21 protein-coding genes are annotated in these 24,905 nt (G+C 54.8%); 10 read left to right on the forward strand and 11 right to left on the reverse strand.

What is annotated here, in order from left to right; genetic code table 11:
* Positions 1–45 precede the first annotated feature (45 nt).
* The 7 genes from H144_RS0113835 to H144_RS0113875 all read right to left on the reverse strand — a co-directional run bounded on the left by H144_RS0113835 (position 46) and on the right by H144_RS0113875 (position 11,130).
* Entirely contained in the window at positions 46–2,406 is a 2,361-nt protein-coding gene (locus H144_RS0113835; protein ID WP_019942668.1) for an ABC transporter permease, read from the reverse strand.
* Positions 2,407–2,510: 104 nt separating this feature from the next.
* Positions 2,511–4,913, reverse strand: a complete 2,403-nt coding sequence (locus H144_RS0113840) for an ABC transporter permease (RefSeq protein WP_019942669.1) — start codon at positions 4,911–4,913, stop codon at positions 2,511–2,513.
* Between the two features lie 64 nt (positions 4,914–4,977).
* Positions 4,978–5,421 (reverse strand): VOC family protein, encoded by a 444-nt coding sequence (locus tag H144_RS0113845; RefSeq protein WP_019942670.1) that lies wholly within the window; start codon positions 5,419–5,421, stop codon positions 4,978–4,980.
* A 403-nt stretch (positions 5,422–5,824) separates the two neighbouring features.
* On the reverse strand, positions 5,825–6,157 hold the full coding sequence (locus H144_RS31805) for a hypothetical protein (protein WP_019942672.1): 333 nt from the start codon (positions 6,155–6,157) through the stop codon (positions 5,825–5,827).
* Between the two features lie 22 nt (positions 6,158–6,179).
* Positions 6,180–7,967: a phage tail-like protein gene (locus tag H144_RS0113865; RefSeq protein ID WP_229207902.1), complete on the reverse strand. Its 1,788-nt coding sequence runs from the start codon at positions 7,965–7,967 to the stop codon at positions 6,180–6,182.
* Positions 7,968–7,981: 14 nt separating this feature from the next.
* Entirely contained in the window at positions 7,982–8,953 is a 972-nt protein-coding gene (locus tag H144_RS0113870) for a T9SS type A sorting domain-containing protein (RefSeq protein ID WP_019942674.1), read from the reverse strand.
* 137 nt (positions 8,954–9,090) lie between these two features.
* Positions 9,091–11,130 carry a sensor histidine kinase gene (locus H144_RS0113875; protein ID WP_019942675.1) on the reverse strand — a complete coding sequence of 680 codons (2,040 nt, stop codon included), beginning with the start codon at positions 11,128–11,130 and terminating at the stop codon, positions 9,091–9,093.
* Between the two features lie 240 nt (positions 11,131–11,370).
* Between H144_RS0113875 and H144_RS0113880 the strand changes: the two genes are divergently transcribed.
* The 3 genes from H144_RS0113880 (at position 11,371) to H144_RS0113890 (ending at position 13,121) form a co-directional block, all read left to right on the forward strand.
* A complete protein-coding gene (locus tag H144_RS0113880) occupies positions 11,371–11,793 on the forward strand; it encodes a hypothetical protein (RefSeq protein WP_019942676.1) in 423 nt (140 codons plus the stop codon).
* A gap of 82 nt (positions 11,794–11,875) precedes the next feature.
* Positions 11,876–12,886, forward strand: a complete 1,011-nt coding sequence (locus H144_RS0113885; protein ID WP_019942677.1) for an LLM class flavin-dependent oxidoreductase — start codon at positions 11,876–11,878, stop codon at positions 12,884–12,886.
* The gene (locus H144_RS0113890; RefSeq protein WP_157504712.1) at positions 12,876–13,121 is read left to right on the forward strand and encodes a hypothetical protein; all 246 of its coding nucleotides are present in this window, start codon (positions 12,876–12,878) and stop codon (positions 13,119–13,121) included. Before H144_RS0113885 ends, H144_RS0113890 begins: the two co-directional genes overlap by 11 nt.
* A 53-nt stretch (positions 13,122–13,174) precedes the next feature.
* On the opposite strand, the gene H144_RS0113895 is transcribed toward H144_RS0113890, so the two are convergent.
* The gene (locus H144_RS0113895; protein WP_019942679.1) at positions 13,175–13,744 is read right to left on the reverse strand and encodes a hypothetical protein; all 570 of its coding nucleotides are present in this window, start codon (positions 13,742–13,744) and stop codon (positions 13,175–13,177) included.
* Positions 13,745–14,082: 338 nt separating this feature from the next.
* Positions 14,083–14,472 (reverse strand): DoxX family protein, encoded by a 390-nt coding sequence (locus H144_RS0113900; RefSeq protein ID WP_026350683.1) that lies wholly within the window; start codon positions 14,470–14,472, stop codon positions 14,083–14,085.
* A gap of 206 nt (positions 14,473–14,678) precedes the next feature.
* Here H144_RS0113900 and H144_RS0113905 point away from each other — a divergent pair, with 206 nt between their 5' ends.
* The 7 genes from H144_RS0113905 to H144_RS0113935 all read left to right on the forward strand — a co-directional run bounded on the left by H144_RS0113905 (position 14,679) and on the right by H144_RS0113935 (position 22,779).
* Positions 14,679–15,281 (forward strand): YdeI/OmpD-associated family protein, encoded by a 603-nt coding sequence (locus H144_RS0113905; RefSeq protein WP_033402760.1) that lies wholly within the window; start codon positions 14,679–14,681, stop codon positions 15,279–15,281.
* 119 nt (positions 15,282–15,400) lie between these two features.
* Positions 15,401–15,904: an RNA polymerase sigma-70 factor gene (locus H144_RS0113910; protein ID WP_229207903.1), complete on the forward strand. Its 504-nt coding sequence runs from the start codon at positions 15,401–15,403 to the stop codon at positions 15,902–15,904.
* A gap of 67 nt (positions 15,905–15,971) precedes the next feature.
* Positions 15,972–16,592 carry a DUF2613 domain-containing protein gene (locus tag H144_RS0113915; RefSeq protein WP_019942683.1) on the forward strand — a complete coding sequence of 207 codons (621 nt, stop codon included), beginning with the start codon at positions 15,972–15,974 and terminating at the stop codon, positions 16,590–16,592.
* A 12-nt stretch (positions 16,593–16,604) separates the two neighbouring features.
* Entirely contained in the window at positions 16,605–17,822 is a 1,218-nt protein-coding gene (locus tag H144_RS0113920; RefSeq protein WP_019942684.1) for a DUF4374 domain-containing protein, read from the forward strand.
* Between the two features lie 115 nt (positions 17,823–17,937).
* Entirely contained in the window at positions 17,938–20,295 is a 2,358-nt protein-coding gene (locus tag H144_RS0113925; protein WP_019942685.1) for a TonB-dependent receptor, read from the forward strand.
* 34 nt (positions 20,296–20,329) lie between these two features.
* Positions 20,330–21,541, forward strand: coding sequence for a DUF4374 domain-containing protein (locus H144_RS0113930; protein ID WP_019942686.1), 1,212 nt, complete (start codon positions 20,330–20,332; stop codon positions 21,539–21,541).
* Positions 21,542–21,618: 77 nt separating this feature from the next.
* Entirely contained in the window at positions 21,619–22,779 is a 1,161-nt protein-coding gene (locus H144_RS0113935; protein ID WP_019942687.1) for a PepSY-associated TM helix domain-containing protein, read from the forward strand.
* Positions 22,780–22,806: 27 nt separating this feature from the next.
* Here the strand turns inward: H144_RS0113935 and H144_RS0113940 are convergent, their stop codons facing one another.
* A complete protein-coding gene (locus tag H144_RS0113940) occupies positions 22,807–23,715 on the reverse strand; it encodes a helix-turn-helix domain-containing protein (RefSeq protein ID WP_211220690.1) in 909 nt (302 codons plus the stop codon).
* A gap of 98 nt (positions 23,716–23,813) precedes the next feature.
* The gene (locus H144_RS0113945; RefSeq protein ID WP_019942689.1) at positions 23,814–24,653 is read right to left on the reverse strand and encodes an SDR family NAD(P)-dependent oxidoreductase; all 840 of its coding nucleotides are present in this window, start codon (positions 24,651–24,653) and stop codon (positions 23,814–23,816) included.
* Positions 24,654–24,905 lie beyond the last annotated feature (252 nt).

Consider the following 24,905-nt stretch of genomic DNA (forward strand, 5'->3'; position numbering starts at 1 on the left):
CGCTGAACGTGGAATTGGAAGCTACCCAGGTCAAATAGGGCAGCCTCATTCGGACCGTAAGCTGGTAACCGGGTTCAGCCATGCGGCTTTGATGGCCTGAAAACTGACGGTAAACAATGCAATGGCCGTGGCCGAAACGCCGGCCAGGGCGAAAATCCACCAGCTGAGTGCCGTGCTGTAAGCGAATGTGCCCAACCAGGAGCTGAGCGCCCACCAGGCGACCGGCGACGCGAGGACGAGCGCGATCAGGACAAGTTTCAGGAAGTCGGAGGACAGGAGCGTAACGATGTTGGAAACGCTGGCACCGAGCACTTTTCGTACGCCGATCTCCTTCGTGCGCTGCTCGGCCGTGAATGCCGCCAGTCCGAAAAGCCCGAGGCAGGAAATGAGGATCGCCAGCACGCCGAAGTAGTCGACGAGCGTGTGCACCTGCCGCTCGCTTCTGTAAAGTCCTTCATATTCTTCATCGAGGAAATGATAGTTGAAAGGGTAGTCCGGGTTAAAATCCCGGGCTACCTTTTTGAGTGCCGTCAGGGCCTGCTCCGTTTGTCCTGCACGCGTTTTCACGAGCAGGTAAGCCGAGTTTTCCGGTATGTAGGTGAGCACAAGCGGCGTAATGGCCTGGTGGAGCGAGCTCATGTGGAAATCCTTCATCACGCCGATCACCGGCCCATTGCCTTTCCAGAATTTGATCTGCTTGCCGACGGGGTTCTTTTCGCCCATGAGCCGGGCGGCGGCTTCGTTGATCAGGTAAGCCGATGTATCAGCCGCGCTGCCCGGACGGAAATCCCGGCCGTCCACGAGCTGTATGTTCATCGTACGTACGAAATCGGCGCCTACCGTCATGGCGGTCACCGTAGTTTGCAGGTTGGGATCTTTTCCCGGCCAGGTAAGGTCGCCGGACGATGACTGGATATTCACCGGCAGCATGCCCGTCGCCGTGGCGGACACTACGGACGGCTGGCGCATGACTTCCTGCCGGAACGCCTCCATTTTCGCACCTTGCGCAACATTGCCTTCCAGCGGCAGGTACACCACATTGTCGCGGTCGAGGCCCAGGTGTTTGGAACGCAGATACTGCATTTGCGTGCCCACCGCCAGCATGCCTACGATGAGGAAAATGGACAATGCGAACTGAAAAGTCACCAGCACCCGTCGGAAAAGGGCAGGGCCGCTGCCGAACTGCAATTTGCCTTTGAGGATCTTCACCGGCTTCAATCCGGAGAGGAAAAGGGCCGGGTAGCTGCCGGCCATCAGCCCGGTGAGCAGCGTGAGGGCCGCAATGCCTGCCCAGAGCGCCGGCTCGGTCAGGTCCAGGGCCAGGTGCTTGCCGAACAGCTCGTTAAAAACCGGCAGCGCCAGCCATACCGCCGCCAGGGCCAGTACCGCGGCCATCATACTCGTCAGCACCGATTCACTCAAAAACTGCCCCACCAGCGCCGACCGGTAAGCGCCCACTACTTTTCGCACACCCACTTCCCTGGCCCTGGTGGCCGAGCGCGCGGTGGCGAGGTTCATGAAATTAATGCACGCAATGAGCAGCAGAAACCCCGCAACAATAGAAAACACGCGAACATATTCAATACGGCCGCCTGCGGGTTTGCCCATTTTATAATCGCCGTAGAGGTACACATCCGTAATGGGCTGAATAATAGGCACATTTGTATTCTGCGGATCGGTGTAGCGTTTGTAGATGTCCTTCATACCCGGTTCGGCCTGGGCAGCCGTCGTATTGGGAGCCAGCCGCACGTACGTCAGGAATGAACTGTTGCCCCAGGTTTTTTGCCAGGGTTGTTCCTGCTCTTTCCAGTTGACGAGCCAGTCGAATTTCAAGGTAGACGTAGCCGGCAGGTCTTTGAGCACCGCGCCGACGACGTAAAACTTGTCATTGTCCAGTTGCAGCGTTTTCCCCAGCGCGTCGGCGCCCGGAAAGTATTTATCAGCCAGTTTTTTGGAAATGATAACCTGGTTTGTCTGCGCCAATGCCGCCTGCGGATTGCCCTTCACGGCAGGCAATTGAAATACCCTGAAAAAGTCGTCCGTTGCATAATACCCTTTTTCCTTCGCGCCATTTTCCCCCACTTTCACGAGCAGCTCCATCCACGGGTTGATTTTCACGGCCGCCGCCACCTCGGGCACATCCTTCGACAGGGCATTCTGCAGCGGTCCGGGCGTGACGTCGCCGGTACCGACCTCGCCAGTGTTGCGGTTGGTCGAATTGGTGCGTACAAAATAGATTTGATCCGCGCCGGAAAGGTAATGGTTATAGCTCAGCTCGTCTTTGACCCACAACCCGATGAGCAGCGTGCAAGCCATCCCCAGCGCCAGGCCGAAGACATTGATGCCGGTATACAACTTGTTTTTGGCCAGATTTCGCCGTGCGGTCGTGAGGTAGGAATGCAGCATCGTCGGTTAAAGGTTAGTTTAGGGAGCAGATGATCGATCGGCGTGAAAGGTTGCATCAGTGGATAGCGCCACTCGCCCGTTCCCGATCCGGGCCGCTTTTTGCATTACTGCGTCCTGAAATACTCCACAGGGTTGCGCATGGCCGCTTTGAATGCGTGCCCGAAAACAGTTAATGCCGTAATGAACGCCGTAATGCCCAGCGTAGCCCCAAGCGCCCAGACGTTCGATGAAATCCGGTGCGAATATTGCTGCAACCAGGCATTGGTAAGCCACCAGCCCATCGGTGCTGCAATGAGGAACCCGATCAGGATCAGTCGGCCGAATTCCTTGCCGAATATCCAAAGCAGCTGCGGCGTCTTCGCACCCAGCACCCGGCGCACGCCGATTTCTTTGGCACGACCTTCGGCCATGAACGTTACCAGACCGTAAAGTCCGAGGCAGCTCATAGCCATAGCAATGAGGGCGAACGACTGCACGAAACCGGCCAGCAGCCGCTCCATTTTCAGGAATGAGCCCAACAGCTCATCGAGCTGGTCCGCTTTGTAGACCTGGTAAGGCATCGTCTCGTCCCAAATCTGCTCAATGCCTTTCAATGTAGTTTTCGGACGGTTAGGCGACAGCGTGAGCACGGCCATCATCGTATGCCCCATATCATGTACGATGGTGACAGGCACAATGGGCTGGTGGAGGTCGCCGCTGCGGAAGTCGTCCACCACGCCGACGATGATGCGGTCGGCATCCTTGACCCGCATATGCTTGCCTACTACGGCGCTCACGGGCGAGACGCCCAGCTGGCGCACGAGCGTTTGGTTGACCATTATCTCCTGCGCCGTCGTGTCGGTATTGCTGAAATTTCGTCCGGCCACGAGGGATAATCCGAATGCAGACAAATAATATTCGTCGGCTGCCCGCAGGCGTGTTTCGAATGGCTCGGGCTTGGAGGCAAAATGGTAGCTGAACGGGGTAGGGCGGTTGTAGGGCGATGCGGGCGGGTCGCTGGCGTACGTGACGCTCTCTACGCCCGGAAGCTGTAACCAGGCCTGCCGCAACTGGTCGAAAGGGACGGGGTTAGGCGGCGAAAGCCAGACGGTGAGCTTGTTGGCGTGGTGGAAACCCCAATCGACCGACTGCATATGTTTCAATTGGGTGGAAATGACCAGGACGATGATCAGGAAAAGCTGCGAGAGCACGAACTGACCCGTGATCAATGTCCTTCTGATGGTAAACCCGCCGATCGTTTGGGTCGTGAGCTGGCCGGTCAATGCTTTGGTAGGGTTAAACCGGGACAATACCCAGGCCGGATAGAACCCTGCGAGCAGGACCACGGCAGCAACCAGGCCCAGGAACCATTGCAGGCTTCTGGGATGCAGCAAATCGAGGATCGAAATCGATGGGTAGAGCATTTCCACCTGCGCGGCCAGTGTGCGGTTTACGAGCGGCATCGCGAGCTGCGTGAGCATGAATGAAAGAAGGACGGCAAAAAATGTGAGCAAGGCGGTTTCGAGCAGAAACTGCCGGATCAGCTGAAACTGGTTGCTCCCTACCGCTTTGCGCAGGCCCACTTCCCGCGCTCGCTGCAACGCCTGCGCGGTTGCGAGGTTAATGTAGTTGATACATGCGGCCAGCACGAGCAGTAACCCCACGGCGATCAATGCGTATGAAACCGGGCGCGGTGCCATGCCGCTGCGCTCGTGGTTGAGGTCTGCCAGCCGCAGCACCTGATAGGCATATTGTGCCGCTTTGTCGCCCGGAAGGTTCTTTTTGCGGACTTCCGTCAATGCGCTGGCCAGCTGTTCGGGGCCCGTGCCTTCGCGCAGGAGCACGAAGCACATGCTTTGCAGGCCTTCCCAATCCAGTAGTGCGCCCTTTCGCTCCAAACCGGGGATCGTCGCGTAGGAAATCAATGCATCGTAGCGGAGCTGGGTATTGGCCGGCGGGTTTTTGATAATGCCCGTCACGGTGAGATCCACGCGGTTGTCGAACCGTACCGTGCGGCCCACGGGATCGGCGTTGTCGAAGTATTTTCGGGCATATCTTTCACTGAGCACGATGGTATTAGGTGCCGACAATGCCTTGGCCGGACTACCCGCCACCCATTCCACGAGAAAATGATTAAAGTATTGCGGCTCGGCGAAGCACACGTTCCGGGCCTCGTTAAACTTCCTGACCGCTCCCGGTTTTCCGTCGGCAACGCTCATTGTCCGTCCGAATACGGTTTCCAGCCTGGTAGCACTTTCCACAAACGGGTAGGTTCGCCGAAGCATTTCCGCCAGGGGCCGGGGCGCCGCGTCCGTCTGCATCGTATTCTCCCGCTGAATATCCGTCACGACCCAATAGGACCGGTCGATATGCGGATGGTGGCGATCAAAACTGAACATATAATTGACCACCAAAAAAATCACCAGACCGCTCGCCAGCCCCAAAGCAAGGCTAAAAACGCGTATCAGGTTAACCTGCCGCTGCCGCCACAAGCGGCGCAGGGAAAGCGTGAAGTAATGTGCAAGCATGGGGAGTTGAATTTATATATATATAGTTTTTTTATATATAAATAAAAAACACTCCTAATCCTACTCAAATCTCCTGCGCCAATCCAATCAAAATCCCTTCGCTGCCGCGGATGTAGCAGAGCTTGTACGAATTTTCGTATTGGACCACTTCGCCGACGAGCTGAGCGCCGTGTTTCAGAAGCCGGGCTACCATTTCATCGATGTCCTCGACGGTGAACATGGCCCGCAAATAGCCGAGCGAATTCACTGGCGCATTTCGGTGGTCCGATTCGACTGGCGGAGTGAGGAATGTCGATAGTTCAAGCCGGCTGTGGCCATCCGGCGTGATCATCATGGCAATTTCTACCCGCTGGCCGTGCACGCCCGTCACCCGGCCGGACCATTCGCCTTCGATCATCGCGCGGCCCTCGAGGCGCATGCCCAGTTCGGTGAAAAATGAAATGGCATTGTCGAGTGACTCCACGACGATCCCGATATTGTCCATTCTTAAAAGTTTGTTGCCGGCCATGAATTCGATGGTTTATGTTTGGAAATTAATTTTCGTAAAAAGCCATGCCGAATACGAAATCCCTAAATTGCTACACTAACATGCAGCCGATATCCGGAATCTAATCGAAATAACCGTGAGCTTACAAGTCAAACTAATGTTGGGTTCGATGCTGACCGGCTTGGGGTGCTTCTTCCTGATGGCATACGCCTACGCGGAAAAAATCGGGGATGGGTCTTGGAATGAGGACATATTTATTTGCAGCCTGCTGGGTATGTTCATGTCTATCGGGGTGTTTTTTCTGGCATTGATCTGGTTGATAATCAATGGGATTTTAAATAAATAGGTTTTTCCAGTGCCCATAAAAACAGCGTCGGCAGCCCGAATTGACGAGCCTGCCGACGCTGTATGTTGACGCTACGACCTACAAGGTTTTCTTCAAACCAGTTTTATCAATTGCCGAGGTATCCGGCTTTGTTTGTGTGTTCGGCTGTGATACCGGTTGAACATTGGTTTCTGCTTTTTGATAAACCATACCTGGCACAGTATTGCCGCGGATCTGCTGGCCGAGGCTTCCCTGGTTGGCGGGCCGGGTAACGGTTTCCTTCCGCGCAGGGGCTTCTTTGCTGAACAAAAAGCCGGGAGCGGTCCCGTTTTTAATCTGGCTGATGATCGGTTCGTCGGTTTTATAGCGGGTTTGCGCCTGGGCCGCCAGTCCTGTGCAGGCTAGGAACGCGATGATGAGGTAGCTTCTCATATGGGGTATTGGATGGATGTTCTTATTTGACATTGACAAACACATTGATTTTACCGATTCCGTCGCCGTCGAAGTTCTGCAACGCTTTACCGAGGATCTGGCCGGCTTTTACCTTCGCTTTGTCGGCTTTCATGGCTACGCCCGGTTTGGATGAGGTCACCAGCAGATCGCCGCGCTGAATGGCGCCGCCTTCAAGGCATACTTTGGTGGGAATTACGCCTACGACGCCCATGGGTACTTTTCCGGCGAGGTCGCTGTCGATATGTTCTTCCGTCAGGAGCACGCCGGGTTTGGTCGCATACACGCCCAGCACGAGGTCGGAATAGGCGCCGGCGCTTTTTTCGATGGTACGGTCTTTGGAAGTGGCGATGCTGAGAACGTCGCCGGGCTCGTAGTCGGATACTTCGCTGATCACGTCGAATGCTTCCGCGATGTCGGCGCCGCCGGATTGAGTGCCGTCATTGAAAAAGCCTCTTCCCGCCTTGTTGATACGGGCCGCATTCGAGCTGCCGCTCTGGAATATGGCCACGTTTCCGCTCGCGCCGGTGTGGTTGACCAGCAAACCAGTGCCTGTTCCGGCATTGCTCACGTGAAGCGTCGGTTGTCCGTTAGATGAATTGTAATTGGCGAAACGCCCTGCTCTCCCCGTGCCGAAATTGGGGATAAACCCGGAAACCGCATTGCCATTACCATCACAACTGGCCTCGATACCGTCGCCTGTGCCGCCGGCATTGACCGTGATACCACTACCATTTCCTTCCGTCAGGGCTAGTATCGCCGGGCCGTTACCGGCGGGGTTGGAAGAGTAGAAAAGTCCCCCGTAACCGCCAGTCCCGGAAGCTTTGCCCATAATGGCCGCCGTGCCGAAGTTGGCGAATATGGAGTTTACCTCCCCGTACACGGCCGAGGAAGTACCTGTGGTGCGGTTCACGAAAAAGTGGCCCGCGGTGCCGTTACCGACCGTGGTGGCGGTGACGACGGCATTTGTGTTGGCCTCATTAAATATATCAAATTTCCCCGCAGCGCCTGTGGCAAACGACGGTACCCAGGCATACACAGCGTTACCGGCCCCGTCGATGTTTGCTTCGACGGCATTGCCTTTACTGGCGTTCGCCGTGATAGCGTTGCCGTTGCCGTCCGAAATCGCAACCAGCGATGGGTTAATACCGGCCGGGTTGGCCGCGTGGAACAATCCCGCGAACCCGCCGGTACCCGAGGAGGTGCCAAATATCCCCGCCGCGCCGAAATTGCCGAAAATCGTGCTTACCTCGCCCCGCACAGCCGCGCCTACGCTGTTGTTGTTGGCGATTTTGAAAGAACCGGCATTCCCCTTGGTATTATCAGAGATATTCCCGTTTCCATTCGTTTCTACTTGAAGGACGTTTGACTGGGTATTGGTAGCCACCGTATTCCGGAACTGCCCTGCGGGCCCGCCGTCCGAAATACCTTCCAGCGCGGCGCCTGCACCCTGGTTTGTCACCGAAAACAGGGGGGTAGCCCTGTTACCCGTGCCCGCGTAAGGCAATGCAAGCGTGGAGTCGCTCACCTGCGCCCAGCCGGAGCCGCTTTTGAAATACCAAAAACCCTTCGTGTCGGTGTCGTACACCAGCAAGCCGTCGGCCGGACTGGCGACGCCCGCCCGCTGGGAGGAGGAAAGCCGCGGAACGAGCACGCCTTTGGTAGTGGATCTGACGTCGAGCTGGGCGCTGGCGTCGGGGGTTATGGTGCCGATACCCACCTGGGCATTGACTGTCAAGGCGAATAATACGAGAGGGGCGCCCAGCAACACCGGTTTAAAAATACTTTTCATGGACATGGGAAATTTCATTGTTTAATGATTTTAATGGCCTGGGCCTTGCCTGTCGCGGTTTCTACCTGGATCAGGTAGGTGCCTGCCGGATAGGTTTTCAGGCTGAACTCCTGGCCCGGTTTAGGTTTGGTCAAATTAAGGATCACGCGGCCGTTCAGATCGGTCATCCTGACGCTGTTAAGTGGTTCATTGGAACCGATCCGCAGCTTGTCTACCACCGGGTTCGGATACGCGCTGATCGTGCTGGCGTCGTCCAGCCGGAGCTGCCGGATAACACTGTACGTGAAACTACCGTCCGTATCCACCATTTTCAGCCGGTAATACTGCGTGCCGTACCGCTGCACCAGGTCGTTGAAGGTGTATTTCCTGCTCGTGGCGCTTTCGGTAGCGGCCTTCACGTTGCCCAGCGCGGTCCAGCTGCGTGAGTCATCACTTTGCTGGATTTCAAAATAGTCGCTGTTCCTTTCCTCGGACGTTTCCCAGGCTAGTACTGTCAGGTTTTCCATTCTTCTTACCTGAAACCCGATCAGGCGGACGGGCAACGCATTTTCCTGTGCCGCAGTAAGCGCGGTGAAGCTCGTCGTCGAAAGGGTGTCCGAAATGTAATGCCGGGCCAGGTCGACCGTACCGCCCGTGGCCGAAACGAAGGACGGGTTGCCGTGAGCGAGCTGCAAAGTGCTTTCGGCATTACCATTCAGCTCGGTGGGGCGAAAGAAAAAACCCGCGATGCCGGCGAAAGTGATAGGGGACGAGAAGTTGTACACGCGCGCAATGCCTGGGGGCGAGCCCGGAACGGGCGTGTGTGAGATCGTGAGCGTTTGCGAGGCGAGCGAAAATCCGGAGCCGGGTTGCAGGGTGAGGCTATCGATGGACACCTGCGTGTCCCCGGCGATAAAGAAACCTTCGGCCCCGGCGCTGAACTGGGCCCGCGCTGAAAGGGCCGGAAGCAATGCCAGCTGGCAAATAAACAGGTAGCGTTTAATCATACATTTTGCATAACTAATGTGAAACAAACAAGAGCCGGAAAGGTACCCGGCTCATCTGTAACTGTTTGTAACAAATAGTTATCAATGTATGTAGAAATTAAGCTACGTATCGGCAGCAGAGCTCGCGGCTAAACTACTCACCCGCCGATAGGCAGAAAAATAGAAAACGTAGACCCGGTGCCGGGCGTACTGTTGGCCGTAATGGCGCCGCCGTGGTTCGCCACCACGCGTTCGCAGATAGCCAGGCCGATGCCCGTTCCAGAATACTGGCTTTTGCCGTGCAGGCGCTGGAACACCTGGAAAATACGGTCGAGATACCGTTCATCGAAACCGATGCCATTATCGGTCACGTCGATCCGGTAATATTCTGGTGTGGGCCGAAGGGGTGTAACCGATGCGGGCAGCTGGCTCGCCGGCACACGGCTGCCCGTAATATGTACGACGGGCGGTAAGTCCGGCCGGTGGAATTTGAGTGCGTTCGAAAGCAGGTTTTGAAATAACTGGCCGAGCTGGGATGCGTCGCCTTTGACATCGGCGAGCGGCTCTACACGGATTTGCGCGTCGGAATCTGCAATCGCAAATTCAAGCGTTTCCAGCACCTGGTCCACAACCCGGTTCAGCGGAACGAGTTTGGCTTCTTCCCTTTGCGTGGATACGCGCGAGAAATCCAGCAAGTCCTTGATCAGCAAGGCCATACGGCTTGCCGCGGATTGCATCCGACCGATGAAGCCCATTTCCTGCTCCGAGAGCGTGCTCTGCCGCATGGCCAGCAGGTTGCCAAACTGCTGGATTTTCCGCAGCGGCTCTTGCAGGTCGTGCGACGCCACATAGGCGAAGTTTTGCAGGTTTTCGTTTGAGCGTTTGAGCAGGCCATTGGCATATTCCAGTTCCAGGTTGCTCGCTTCGAGTTTCTGGTAGCTGCCGGCCAGTTCCTCGGTGCGCTGCATTACCTGCTGCTCCAGGAGCAGGGTTAGCTCCCGCTGGGCGGTAATGTCCTGCGCGGTGCCTTCGATTTTTGCAAATTCGCCCCGGTCGTCGATGTATATCCGGCCCAGGGTATGAATGATCCTTCGGTGGCCATTTTGAGAATGAATGATTGTGCAAATCTGGTCATAACGTTTGCCGATTTCGAGCGAGGCTACCTCGTCGAAGCTGCGGCGCACCTGCTCGCGATCTGTCTCGGCAATGCACGCCAGGAACGAATCCACGCCAATGACCTGCTCATCGGACCCAAGCCAGTTGGCAACCCTGGGCGACATGGTGATTGTGCGCGATGCGGCGTCCAGGCTCCAGGTACCCAGCTCGGCGAGTTCGATCGCGTTGCTCAACGCGGCTTCTTTTTCTACCAGTTCCTGGCGGGTGAGGTTCAGGTCGGTAATATCGCGGGTGGTGCCGGCGATGGCCTCCACCTCCCCATTTTCGTCGAAAACGGGTGAAAATACATAGTCGTAGATGCGCTTTCCCAGGGTCGCGTGCGGGAAAGACACTACGCCCCGGATGGATTGTTTCGTAGCCACCACCTGGTCGATTTCGCGTTCGTGCATTTCGGCATGCCAGGGTTCGTAACCGATTTCCAGCAATCCTTTGCCAATGGAATCCTCCCAGGTGCTGCCCCACATCGAAAGCAGGGCCTTATTAGCATATGTAAAGCGGTAATTGAGGTCAAAAACATACATTAAGTCGGGCGTGCTGGACGAAATGGTTTCCAGGACACGCTGCTGGCGCTGGATCTGCAAGCGCGCCTCGGCTTCGCTTTCCTGCACCATTTTTTGTTCGGTTACCTCGTGCGCGAGACCCGCAAAATGGTCGCGGCTCCCGTTTTCCGAAGGGTAGGCACGGCCGTAGAAGCGCACCCAGCGCAATTTGCCATCGTTTGCGCCGATGGTGCGGTATGTTTCGTCGTACAGGCCGTCGGAACGCGGGTCGACCGCTCGTTGAACGGCGTTGTGCACGCGGTCGGCGTCCTCGGCATGAATGTGTTTGATGGCCTGCTCGTAGGGGAATACCTGCTGGTTTGTAAGCCCGAAAAGTTCCTGGCAGCGGTCGTCCCAGATCAGCCGGTTGTTTTTTGTATCGAGTTCCCATACCCCGAACCCGGTGGCCTTCAATGCGAATTCAACGTCGAATTGCTGAAAGTGTGTTGGTCTTGAATCAGGTAGTTTCTGTTCGATGCTCATACGGGTAAAAAGTATCGTTCAAAATAAGCGGTAACACTGGTATGCACAGCCGTTACCGGTACAATTTTTGAGCAATATACATGCCTCCGTCAACGCGCGCTTATCCGGTTGGCGAAGATGAACGTCCCTGACCAGGGGCAACCTTGAAGACTAGCCTGTTACAGCGAAATCGACAGCGCAGTACAGATGTGGTTGTGAGCCTGTAAAAATGCCTTTTGCACCCATTTAACCTATGATTTTATGAAAATTTCTTACCTCCTTCTCCAACTGGCCTTCGCGGTCGCCCCGCTGGCGGGCATCGCGCAGAATGTTCAGCGCGCATCCGTGCCCGTTGTCAATGCGTCCTATTCCAAAGGCGATATTGGGTATTTTTTTGCCCTACGCGACGTGCCGTTGTCTCAGAACCGGTTCATTTTCTCCGCGGACGCATTGAAGAAGGCCGTGTATGTCAATGGCGAAAAGCAGATCCCGCTGAGCCATACGATGACCGTTAAGACGGCCAAGGGGTACGATATGTATTTCTCCGCCAACGACTACAATGTCACCCTGGCGCTACGGGACGCCCGCACGACCGACGAAACCATTGAATACAAAGGCACGCTGTTCGTGCGCCACGGCTCCGAGAAGCAGAAGATGGCGGTGCACGGGTTTCAGAACAGGTAATGCCGATTTTACTGCCGGAAGGAACTAGCTAGCGGATTTAATGTTTTTTTACTAGCAACGTTCCAAAAGATAGTAGGTAAACATGGCAGACAAACTCATTCAGAATATACCGTTCTCCATCCTCGATCTGGCGCCGATCACGGAGGGGAACAATGCAGGCATTACATTCAAGAACAGTCTCCGGCTCGCCCGGCGGGTTGAGGAACTGGGGTTTAACCGCTACTGGCTCGCCGAGCACCACAATATGGAAAGCGTGGCCAGCTCGGCTACTTCCGTGCTGATCGGCTACATTGCGGGAGGTACGAATTCGATCCGGGTGGGAAGCGGCGGCATTATGCTGCCCAACCACGCGCCGCTGGTCGTGGCCGAGCAGTTCGGCACGCTGGCGTCGCTCTATCCGGGGCGCATCGACCTCGGGCTAGGTCGCGCACCTGGTACTGATCAGGTAACCGCACGTGCGCTCAGGCGCAATTACATGGAGACCGCCCAGGATTTTCCGGAGGATGTGATGGCCCTTCAAACCTATTTTTCAGCGGAGAACAGCGGCGCGAAGGTACGCGCCATTCCGGGCGAGGGTTTGGACATCCCGATCTGGATCCTGGGTTCGAGTACCGACAGCGCGCGCCTGGCTGCCCATTTGGGATTGCCCTATGCATTTGCCAGCCATTTCGCACCTGCGCATTTCCTGGAAGCGATCGAACTCTACCGCCGGAATTTCAGGCCGTCGCAACACCTTGCCCGGCCTTATGTGATGGCTTGTGTGAACGTCATCGCAGCCGACACGAGCGAGGAAGCGGAGCGATTAGCCACCTCCTTCTTTCAGCTGGCCACCGGGATCATTACCGGCAGGCGCCGGCCATTGCAGCCGCCCGTGGACAGTATGGACGGGCTTTGGGGGGAGTATGAGGAAGCCGCCGTGCGGCAGATGATGAAATACACGTTCATCGGCGACCGGGGCAGGATCGGGCGGGATCTGGCCTATTTCCAGCAGCGCACCCAGCTCGACGAGCTGATGGTGACCAGCCACATTTACGACCCGCAGGCGCGGATACACAGTTACGAGGTGCTAAAAAGCGTGCAGGATGAGCGATAGAATGGATGAAACGATCATGCTGCCGGTAGCGTACCAGGGCGAGGTGCATGAGTTCCCGCTGACCATTGTGCCGCTGGGCTATACGTACCAGCTACATATCCTGGTGGAGGGCAGGAACCTTATTTTTGAAAAAGACGATCAGGGCGAGTACCGGGCGATCGACACGGAGCAGCGTCAGGCGGCTTTCAGCAAGGGACTGGTGGCCGCCATTGTGAATACGTTACAGGCGTTATAGGCGCCCAATAAAAATGCCCGGCTGTATAACAGCCGGGCATTTTGCATATCCATCTACTGGCCGAGCAGCCGCACAGCGTGGTAAATATTCACTTTCAGCGGATTGTCGCCGAGGACCTCGACGAGGTAGTGCTTGCCGGCCGGTGTTTTGCAGGCGATGACGGTTTTGGCGGGCATGTAGTTGGTCCAGAAAGCCGACCCTTCCGGAGCGTTCGCGATCGGATACTGGTTGAACTGCAATGCGCCCAAGGACGCTGGTGTAACCGTAGAAATATCCACAATACCCAGGTTGCTGAATGCAACTTTGACGGGCTTCAATGCAGAGTAGCATCCGTAGGCGCCCCAGCTGATATCGCCTTCGCCGGCCGCCGTAATGGCAAACGGGCTGAGCAGGTTGAAGCCTTTTTCCTGCGGCACGGTCAGCGTTTGCGCTACCCGCCAGGCGGATGCTTTGGTCGGCAACTGGATCGTCGCGCCCGAAGATGCTTCACGGGCATTCGCGGATGCATAGGCTTGCTCGCTCGCATAGCCATTCTCCGCAGGTACCGGCTCGTCGGCGTTATTGCAATTCAACAGGATTACCGACAAAGCCAGCACGGAGATACTTTTCAAGAGATTTTTCATGACTAATAAATTTGTTTTGTTATATTTTATAAAAACGCATGTACTGCAAGGCGGTATTAGTAGTACTATACTATCTTAGGTCAAAGCTTCTCTGATTGCTCAGTATTCCGATAATTATGTGCTATTTTCCGCTTTACGGATGCAAAACAACTACCCGTTTTTGACAAAACAATGCGCTGCCGTTTAATTTGATTTGCCGGTAAAATGCAATTTTTGAACTTCGTAAATTTACCCGGCTGCATACCAGGTAAATGTCCGGGGTGGTTTGCGTAGATTTCCCCTAAAACAGAAAACCCCGGGGTATATGCCCCAGGGTTTGTTGCCGGCTATCGTTTCAATTATTTGTCGGAAGTGCTTTTCAGCGCCCAGGCCACCAATAGCGGCTGGAAGAACAGACGCGCGAAGCGCTTGTTATCCGTATCCAAGCCGAAAGCGCTTTTTTCATTGACATACTGGGCGATATTACCGGGGAACACCGCTGTGAAAAACGCGCCGGCAATTTTTCCGACCTGCTCGCGGTACTTTTTCGGGGCGACGATCAGCGCACTGCCCAGCGCAATTTCCGCAATACCCGAGTACACGACCGTGTCATCCTTTTTCAAAGGGATAGCATCCGGCACCTGCGCCTGAAATTCCTTTCTTTTAAACGTCAAATGGCTGATCCCCGCAAATACGAGCCCTGCGCCCAGTAATATCCTCCCGACTGATTTTAGCTGTTGTTCTTGCATGACAGGTTTGTTTTTGAAACCTCATTCCCCGGAAGCATAATGCTTGACGTGCGAGGTTGTGATGGCTGATATTTTGTTGAATAACCGGCATGCACAATATCCGTGCCTTCCGGGCGGTCACTATCACAAAAAGCGCCGCTGCGATGCGTCAAAATCGCGGAGAAATGCCTTTCTTCGAAAAAACATGTTTTTGCAAAGCAGATAAAATGGCCACCAGGGAGACAAAAATTTTCACGCCGGCCAACCGGCAGGAATGGCGGGATTGGTTACAGCAAAACCATTCCGTGGAAAATTCGGTGTGGCTGGTTTATTATAAAAAGACCGCCGGCATTTCGACGATCACCTGGAGTGAGGCTGTGGATGAGGCCCTTTGCTTTGGCTGGATCGACAGCCTTGCCCGGCCGCTGGACGACGACCGATACATGCAGTTTTTCAGCAAAAGAAAACCCCGGGGCGGCTGGTCGAAAATCAATAAGGAGAAAATCCGGAAGTTGACCGAGGAAGGATTGATGATGCAGGCCGGACTGGACGCCATCGAAGCAGCCAAGCAGAATGGCTCCTGGGAAATACTGGATCGCGTGGAGGAATTGATCGTGCCGGAAGACCTCCGGAATGCATTCGCGAAGAGCCCTGCCGCCGACTCGTTTTTTCAAAAATTGAGCCGGTCCGACCGGCGGAACCTGCTGCAATGGATCGCTTTTGCGAAGCGGGAAGAAACGCGGCGAAACCGGATCGGGGAGATCATTGAATACTGCGGGCAGAATTTGAAACCTAAAATTTTGAAATGGGAGAAAAAGGCCCGGGAGTGATTACCGGGCAGGTTTCGGGCGTTTGTTAATTAGAATTAATCTAAAAAGGCTTAACTTGCCGGCGATTTATACATTGCAAGATTATGCCGGGCCTCCATTTGAACGCTGATTCAAAGCTCTTGAACGACTCTTCCTTTACGAATATCTATAACGAATACTGGGAAAAGGTGTTCGTTGTTTGCTATTCGAACCTGAAAGACGTGGAGGTAGCCAAGGAACTGACGCAGGAGATTTTTAAATCCATCTGGGAGCGTCGTCATCAGCTGGTTTTTACCGAGTCGGTAGAGCGTTACCTCGTTCGGTCGGCGAAGTTGAAGGTGTTTGAGTATATCCGGAACAAACAGATCCGCGTGGCGCATTTACGTAACATTGCGACTGCCAACACCGGCCATGCCAACGTTACGGAGGACCTTGTCATGCACCAGCATTTGTCGGACCGGCTCAAAGCGCTCATCGACGGCTTGCCCGGCCATTGCCAGCGCGTTTTCCGTATGAGCCGCGAACAGGGTATGACCAACAAGGAAATCGCCGGTATCCTCGTCATTTCGGAGCGGACGGTGGAGTACCATCTTTCCAATGCACTCCGGCTGCTGCGCTCGGGGCTGAAAGATTACGCGATCTAGCGGGGCGGCACGCCCAATCCTTTGATTTGACACCCGTCAGCCGTAGTTTTACATTTTATCCAGATCCATGAACATTTCCCAAGCCTTAATCGAAAAGTACCATCAGGGCCTTTGCACTGCCGAGGAAAAGGCCGCTGTGGAGCAATGGCTCGACGATGCCGATGAACCGGGGCTCGATTTTCCGGCAGCGCTTTCGAAGGAGGAAATCAAAATGGAGATCTGGGACGGCTTGCGTGCAGAGGTTACCCACAGCAAGTCGCCCAAAGTGTGGTGGAAATATGCGGGTATGGTTGCGGCGGCGGTGGTAATTCTTGTTTCGGGTGTCATGTATGTCCAAAAATCTACGCCGGAAGTTTCCGTTGCAGCAGGCAATGCCCCGTCTTCCGAGGCGCTGCAAATCGAATATGGTACCGAAAGCGGTGCGGAATACAGCCAGGAGACACAAATGCTCAACTTCTGCGGGGTTATCAAAATCACGCCCAGAAAAAATATGAAACTGTCGTTCACAAGCATTTGCGACGGGAAGCGGGAAACGGTGCGGGAAATGGACGTGAAAGGCGGTACTACCTATTTCGCAATGGATGTGAAAGACCAGAACTCTTCGCAGCTGATTGTGATGGATAAAAGCCTGGTGGACGAACTGCCGCCCATTTTGCAGAATTCCCTGATCGCCCAATTCGGTATATAATTGATTTCCTGAATGCTACGTTGGACAAAAGCAGCCATCTTTTCATTTGTATCACTCCTTTTTTGCGCGTCGCTCGCCGGTTGCAGCCATAGCGGCGATGCCCGAATCAAGCGGTACAGTATCGTTACAGGATCGGTGGACGGGGGGCTTTACATTTATCAAACGGACAATCTCGATTCGGGGGCGGTCGATCCCATTGCGCAGGGCGTGAAGCTCGCGGGCCCCCCGAGAATCTGGTATTACCTGCTCGTACGCGACGGGTTTTACTATTATGTGGACTCCAAGTCGGAGTATTTCGTCAAGGCGCAGGTGCGCGACGAGCGCTTCGTTCACCTCGATTCCGTCCATGTTCCCGATTTCAGCTATCCCGACAATGCACTTTTTACAGACGGCGACACGGCATTCCTTGTGAGCCACAGCATGGGTGTGAAGCCCAAATTGTTTGCCAAAGTCAATACGGGCACGATGCAGGCGACCATCGGTACATTGCCGCTCCCTCACCCGGAAAAGCCGTTCGATAATATGTCCGTCGGCTTCGAAATGTGGCGGGAAGGGCATTTGTGGATGGGGTATACCTACCATTATGCCAACCGGACAATGGGTTACGGCTCGTCGGATACAGTGTATGTGGCGCGTATGACGTACCCCGGCCTGGCACTGGAACATGTAGACAAGGACCCGCGCTCGACCTACCCGGGCAATGTGAACACGGCCCAGCAAAATACATTTGCCGACGAGGCGGGCGACTTCTACTTCATGTCGAGCCCGGGCATTGTCCGCGGCGCCAATCCCGATCAGCCTACCGGCATTTACCGGATCAAAAAAGGCGGAATGGGCATAGACAGCGCGTATTTTTTCAACGTTTCGGCCTCGCCGGTGCAGAACCACGCCTATGGGCTCTGGTACCTGGGCAATCACAAAGCGTTGCTCAGAAGCGAACGAAAGGACCTGTTCAAAACCTACAAAGAGCATTACATGGTGCCGCAAATGGAGTATTACGAGGTGGATCTGCTGACCCGGCAGGTGCGTAAGCTGGATTTGCCGCTCGACCGCGGCAGCTCGCGCACATGCGTGCTCGTGCAAGGGGAAAAAGCCTATATTACGATTAATGACGGCAAGGGGAATAACGACGTCTGGATCTACCGCGCCGCCAGCCGTTCGCTCACCAAAGGACTGCATTTGAAAGGTAATGTCGATTACATCTACCGAATCGATCGGCTCTACGAATGATTATTTAGAATAATTAAAATTTTTTTCGATTTCCACTGTGGCAGGGCTTCGGTTGTGCAACTAGGGTCGCAAAGTCAGAAACAAGCTGTTCTGACAGGCAACTTTGGTTTGTAGCATGTATAAAAAAAGCACCCTCTTCCACATTTTTACATTTCTCCTGATCTCGCTGTGCGTCCAGGCGCAAAAACGCATCACCGTTAGCGGAAGCGTTTACAATGCGGAGAACGTGCCGCTCGAAGGCGTTACGGTGGCCGTAAAAGGCCTCGCTTTGGGCACCAAAACGGAAAACGACGGCCGCTTTACACTGCAATTCGCCAGACCGGGCACATTTACCCTCGTCATTTCCAGCGTAGGTTTCAAAACGGTCGAAGAGAAGGTGCGCGTCCAGGCCGGCAGTGAAGCCATCTCCCCGCAAATCGTGCTCGAATCCACCAGTATTGATTTCAACGAGGTGACCGTGCGCGGCAAGGGCGAGGCGCAGCAGCTGCGGGAGCAGGGCTTTTCGGTCAATGCCATCGACACGAGGAAGATCGCCAACACGACCATCGACCTCGGCCAGGTCCTCAACCGCAGCACGGGTATCAAAATGCGGGAACAGGGCGGGGTAGGCTCGGATTTCGAATTTTCCATCAACGGGCTTTCCGGGAAATCGGTGAAGCTTTTCCTCGACGGCGTGCCGCTCGACATTCTCGGCAGCGCCATGAACCTCAACAACATCCCCGTTAACCTCGCGCAGCGCATCGAGGTGTATAAAGGCGTAGCGCCCGTGGAGCTCGGTTCGGACGCATTGGGCGGCTCGGTGAACATCGTTACCAATAAATCGCTGGATAACTACCTGGATGTGAGCCATAGCTATGGTTCGTTTCGAACCCACCAGTCGGCGCTGACGGGGCAATATGTGTACAAGCCGGCCGGGCTGGTCATCAAAGGCAGTACGTTTTTCAATTATTCCAAAAACAACTACCTCATGCGCGGCGTGGAGATCTGGGATGCCGAACAATATGCATACGTGCTCCGTGATTTCCGCCGCTTTCACGACCGTTACCAGTCGCTCATGGGGCAGCTGGAAGTAGGGCTGGTGAATAAAAAATGGGCCGACGTGCTCTTCCTCGGCGTCGGGTACACGACCTACGACAAGCAGGTGCAAACCGGTGTGCGCCAAAGCATTGTGTATGGCGGCGTGTTGAAGGACGGTACCGGCAAAAACGTGAGCCTTCGCTACAAAAAGGACAGCCTGCTCAACAACCGCCTGAGCATCGGGCTGTATGGTACCTATGCTTACGACGAATATGTGCTTTCGGACACGACGCTGCGTAAATACAGCTGGGACGGCTCCTACGTGCCGGGTAACCCCGAAACCGGAAGCCTCAGGCTAACCCAGGTGAACCGCCCGCGCATTTTTGTGCGGTTCAACGGGAACTATCATTTGGCCGAAAACCACGACCTGAACGTCAACTACACGTTCGACCAGGTCGAAAATCAGACTTATAACCGCCTTACCTCGTCGGGCGACGATATGCCCGGAAAGCTCGGTAAGCACATAGTAGGCGCGGCCTACCAATGGCGGCTTTTCCAGAACTGGACCAACACGTTCATGGGCAAATACTACGGCATTGCCATGAACAAGCGGCAGTACGATTACGGCCTGTCGAAGATCGTGCTGATGCACAATTTTCAGGATTATTTCGGCTACGGACTGGCGTCGGTATACAAGCTCGACGACAATAGCGGGGTGAAGGCCTCTTTTGAGCATACCTACCGTTTGCAGGATGTGAACGAGGTGTACGGCGACGGCTACCAGGTGTTGAACAACATGGACCTGAAACCCGAAGCGAGCGATAATGTGAATATCGGCGGGTTTTATGGCGCCCGCAGCGGCCGGCAGGACTGGTTTATCGAAGCATCCGCATTCTACCGCAGCGCCAAGGGCTTTATTTATGCCAATCAATACGATAACAACCAGCTGCAATACCAGAACCTCTCGAATGTGCTCGTGCGGGGGATCGACGCGGAGGCCAGGTACAACTACGGCAACCTCTTCAATGCGATGCTGAACGTGACTTACCAGCATGCGCTCGACAATACCAAATACGTGAATAACAGCGGCAGCGGCGCGGTATCGGCTACTTACCGCAACCGCATCCCCAACCAGCCGTGGCTGTTCGGTAACCTCGACCTGGGGCTGGGCAAAAATCTGCGCAATGCACAGGGCGCGCGGGTGCAGTTCACGTGGAGCACGCAATACACGCACTGGTACTACCGCTCATGGGAGGGCTTCGCGACGGCCAACTCGCTGGCAACCATTCCCAAGCAGCTGGTACACAATGTCATGCTTTCCTACTCCATGCAAAAAGGCCGCTACAATGCGTCGCTCGAATGCCGGAACCTGACGAATGAACTCGTATACGACAATTTCCGCTTGCAGAAGCCGGGCCGGGCGATGTTCCTGAAACTCCGGATGTTCCTCATTTAAATCATTGTAATTCAATTAAATCCCGATAATTATCATGTTCAAATTACGCAAGCTCCTTTTCGGGGCTGTATTGCTCGCCCTCGGCTCGGTTTCATGCAGCGACAACGACGAGAAAGATATTGTAAACCCTGAACCCGAGGCCGCTTCATTTGCCATCTGGGCGCAGCTGGGAAGCTGGCCGAATACCAATTATTACATTATGAATGTGGCCAGCCTGTCGGAAGGGGCCGTGAAGCTTGAAGGAAACGGGGTGGATGTGACGACGCTGCTCAATAACTCCGTGATTTCCAAAGGCAGATTTTATTATTACTACAACACCACCGAAGGTAAATTCGGGAAATACAAGATCGAAAACGGCGCCGTGTCGGTCGTGAAGGAGTTTCCTTTCACACAGTTCCTCTCGCTGGCCGGGCATACCTGGATCGACGATAACACGCTGGTGATGATCGGAGGCGTAACCGGCGCGAAAGCGGTGAACTACGTGATCGTCAACACCAACGCGATGACCATTACCAAAGCCGGAACCGTGAGCGGCCTGCCTGCCGCGCCCGAAACGCACCCGCTTTACCGCGTGGGAGGGGACATTCAGTATAAGGACGGCAAGCTGTTTTTCTCCGTGATCAACTACAACGGCTCGGATTTTACCTTGTTCAAGCGCTTGAATACACTTGCGGTCTCTTACCCCGATTTCGCGGTGACGAAAGTATCGACCGACACGCGCACGGCGGGTCTGGGTAACACCTCGGGCTATTTCACGACGTCGTTCGTAGACCAGGCGGGTGATATGTACTTCCTCACGAGCTGGAACGGTATTTCGGGCGGCGTGAACACGAAGAAAAGCATTTACCGCATCAAAAAAGGGTCCGACGAACTCGATCCGACCTATTATATGGATGTGCAGGCGGAAATCGGTTTCACACCGGCTTCGGGCGTACTGATGGACCTCGGTAACGGCAAGGCTATCATTAAATACATGACGACCGACAACAGTACGACGGCCAAAAACAAGTTCGCGATCATCAACATCGCCACCGGCAAGGAGTTCCGCAAGCTCGACGAGGTTCCCGAAGGCCTGGGCAGCGAAAGAAACGTGTTCGTGGAAAACGGTAAGGCATACATTGCCTCATTGTCGGGCCAGGGCACGGATTACATCTGGATCTACGATTCCGCTACCGACAAGGTTACCAAAGGCCTGGAATTGCAGGGCGGCTACACGTCGTTCTCCCGCATCGACAAGTTGAAATAACCCATCCGGATGCAGCCATTGTGCATGCCCGCTGCGGGACTGCACAATGGCTTTTTTACGCATGAACTGATATGACTATGGAAAAGACGATCGGGTTGAAAGAGAAGAAACGTACCGCCAGATCCCGGCCCTCGTGGCTGCGGCGGTTCAACGACTGGTTCCACCTATGGATCGGCATCGCGGCCGGCATTCCGGTGATCATTATCTGCCTCACGGGCTGCCTGCTGGTGTTCGAGCCGGAGATTACGGCCATGTCGCGCTCATGGTGGAATGTGGAAATCCCGGCAGGCGGACAGCCGCTGCCGCCGTCGGCATTGCGGGAGAAAGTCGTGGCGCAGCTGCCCGGCATGCAGATACGCCGCCTGTGGTATTACGGCGAAGGCAAAGCGGTGAAAATCACGCCGGACAATTCCAATTCGCTCCTTTTTGCCAATCCTTACACCGGCAAACTGCTTGCCATGCAGGACCACGAAGACGTGTTCCATTTTATTGAAGAAGGGCATACCAATCTTTGGTTGCCGCGCGAAATCGGGCATCAGGTCGTGAGCTGGGTAACCGCCGTGTTTTTGATACTCACTATCACCGGCATTGTGCTCTGGTGGCCCAAAAAATGGAATGCCCGCGAAATGAAGCAGGCATTGACCATTCAATGGAAAGCAAAATTCAAACGTGTCAATTACGACCTGCACAATGTACTGGGCTTCTACTCACTGCTGATCGCGCTCATTATGACGCTTACCGGCCTGATCATGGGCTTTCAGTTTGTGAACAAAACCGTGATGCAAATGCTGGGTGCAAAGCCGCGGAGCAAGGAAATCTCCGCTATCCAGCCCGGTCCGGAGGCCGTTCCCGCTACGATTGAGGGCAGGGTAGATATGATATTCAAACTCGTAACGACGGAAATGGGCGAATACAACCGCGACCAGATCAGTATCCATTTCCCGAAAGACGACGCCAAATCTATTTACGCCTGCACGGACATGCACCACGGCTCCTGGCGCGAACTGAATTTCGACCGGAACACATTGGCCCTGCTATCGTCGTCGCAAACGAAAGTCGCGGAGGATACCCCTGCCGGGTGGATGCGCCGCTCCAATTATGCGCTGCACGTCGGCGCAATCGGCGGGACTTTGACCAAATGGGTCTACTTTTTCGCGAGCTTCATCTGCGCGACGCTGCCCGTGACCGGGTTTATCGTCTGGTTTGGCAAGCAGAGGAAAAAGCCGTCCCGGAAGTGACGGAACTTGGCAAAACAATGGAAGTGCTCACGCGCAGGCATTCTTCCTGAATAGCGACGGCGACACGTTCACTTTTTTACGGAAAAACGTTGTGAACGCCGCCTGGCCCGAAAAGCCGAGGCCGTTACTGATCTCGTTGATCTCCCAGTCCGTTTGGACAAGCAGGGACTTCGCTTCGTGCAGGAGGCGGTCCTGGATGTGTTCGCGCAGCGTCTTGCCGGTGTGGTTCCTGATAAGCGCGTTTAGGTAGTTGGGATGGACATGCAGCTGGTCGGCGAATTCGGCGGCGGTTTTGAGCTTCACCATGCTATCGCGGTTTTGCACCTGGAACGACGATTCCAGCAGCGACAGAAACCTGTAAATATGCCCATAACCTTCTGAAACGGGCATTTCGGCCCTGTTTTTTCCGGCCCGCCGGCTTTCGAGCAGCAGCATTTGCAGTTGCAGCATGATCGCCTGCTTCTTATCGTCGTGGTAGCCGCGGTCCTCCCGGAACATCGTCCCGAAAAAGCCGTTGATCCTCGCCGACTGCTCCGGCTCCAACCGGATCACGGCCTTATCGGGCTGGAAATAGGGGTATTGGCGGAAAAGCTGTAACACATGGTCGGCTTCGTGTCCGAAGTAATCCGGGTGGATGAGGCAGAAATGCCCGCCTGTTTCCGCCGAGGTCGTTTGCCACGACATGATCTCGTCGGGGTGCAGGAAGGCGATTTCGTCCGGTCCCATTTCGTAGCGGTGCAGCCCGATGGTCAGCCCGCCGGTGCCCGCCGTCATGTGAAATATCTTGTAAAATTTCCGGCGATGCGGCGAAATGTAGTCCTTTACCGGGTATTCGTCGCGGTTTTCGATGATAAAATAGCTCGCATCCAACGGCAGGTGCTCTACATTCAGCAGCGGTACCTTGTAGCCGTCTGCCGCGAATTTTTCAAGTTCCATTCTGGGTATACCGCTGTTTTCCATGACTGCCGGTTGCTGATTACTGAATGATGCCCCGAAAGTAAAGGAATTACCGCGTAAGTGCCGCTCCGCCGAGGTCAGAAATCGGTGGATTTGCTCACGGATTCAAATGCTTTCAAATCATTTTGCAGCATTTCGATCTGTGTGTGCGCCATGCCGAAGGAATCGGACCCCAGGAACAAATGCAGCGGCTTTTGGGCCATTCCCGCCACCTGAATCAATGCCGCCGCGCCTTTTTCAGGGTCACCCGGCTGGTTGCCGATGATCTGCTCGTTGTGGACCACTTCCAGTTCCCGCGCTTCCGTATAGGCCGCGATCGGGTGCGCCGCCGTGCGCAGGGAGCCTTGGAGCAGGAAGTTTGTTTTGAAATAACCCGGGTACACGATCGTCGCCGATACGCCCATCGATTTGGTTTCGGCCGACAGTGCCTCCGTCAAACCGGCTACCGCGAATTTGGTCGCATTGTAAATGCCCCAGCCCGGAAAGGTGCCCATAAATCCGGCGATGGAGGAAATGTTGAAAAATGCACCCGACTTTTGTTCCCGGAAAACGGGCATGACGTGGCGGATCACGTTCAATGTGCCGAATACATTTACTTCGAAATTCGTCCGCGCTTCTTCGTCGCTGAGCTCTTCCAATGTCCCCAGCTGCCCGTAACCCGCATTGTTCACAACGACATCGATCGTGCCGAACCGGCTGGTAACCTCGCCGATCGCGTTGCGCACCGCACCGTCATTGTCGAGTTCTACTTGCAGCGGCAGAAACGCGTCGCCGTTAAAACCGGCCTCTTCCCGCAACGCCTGCGCATCGCGCGACGTGGCCGCCACCTGGTACCCACCCGCGAGGAGCTGTTTAACCAATGCCAATCCTAATCCTTTCGAAGCGCCCGTTACGAGCCAAACCTGTTTTGTGTCCATGATTTTGTCTGTTTTTGTACCATGCAAAATTGGCAGGAAGGGGCCGGACGGGCTTTACGCGAAGGAAAGGGGTATTTGTTAGTTTCAAAGAAATATCGGCAGTTCGGGCTGTCCGCTGGCAAGGCGGCGGTGTTCGTTTATGGACAGGATTATCGGAGTGTTTTGATATAAAAATTTGAAATTCAATAAATTATATTGTTAGGATCAGCTGGCATGCTATTTTGTCTACAAATATTGAAGTTATAAAATGCG

Source organism: Dyadobacter beijingensis DSM 21582 (genome assembly GCF_000382205.1).
GTDB lineage: Bacteria > Bacteroidota > Bacteroidia > Cytophagales > Spirosomataceae > Dyadobacter > Dyadobacter beijingensis.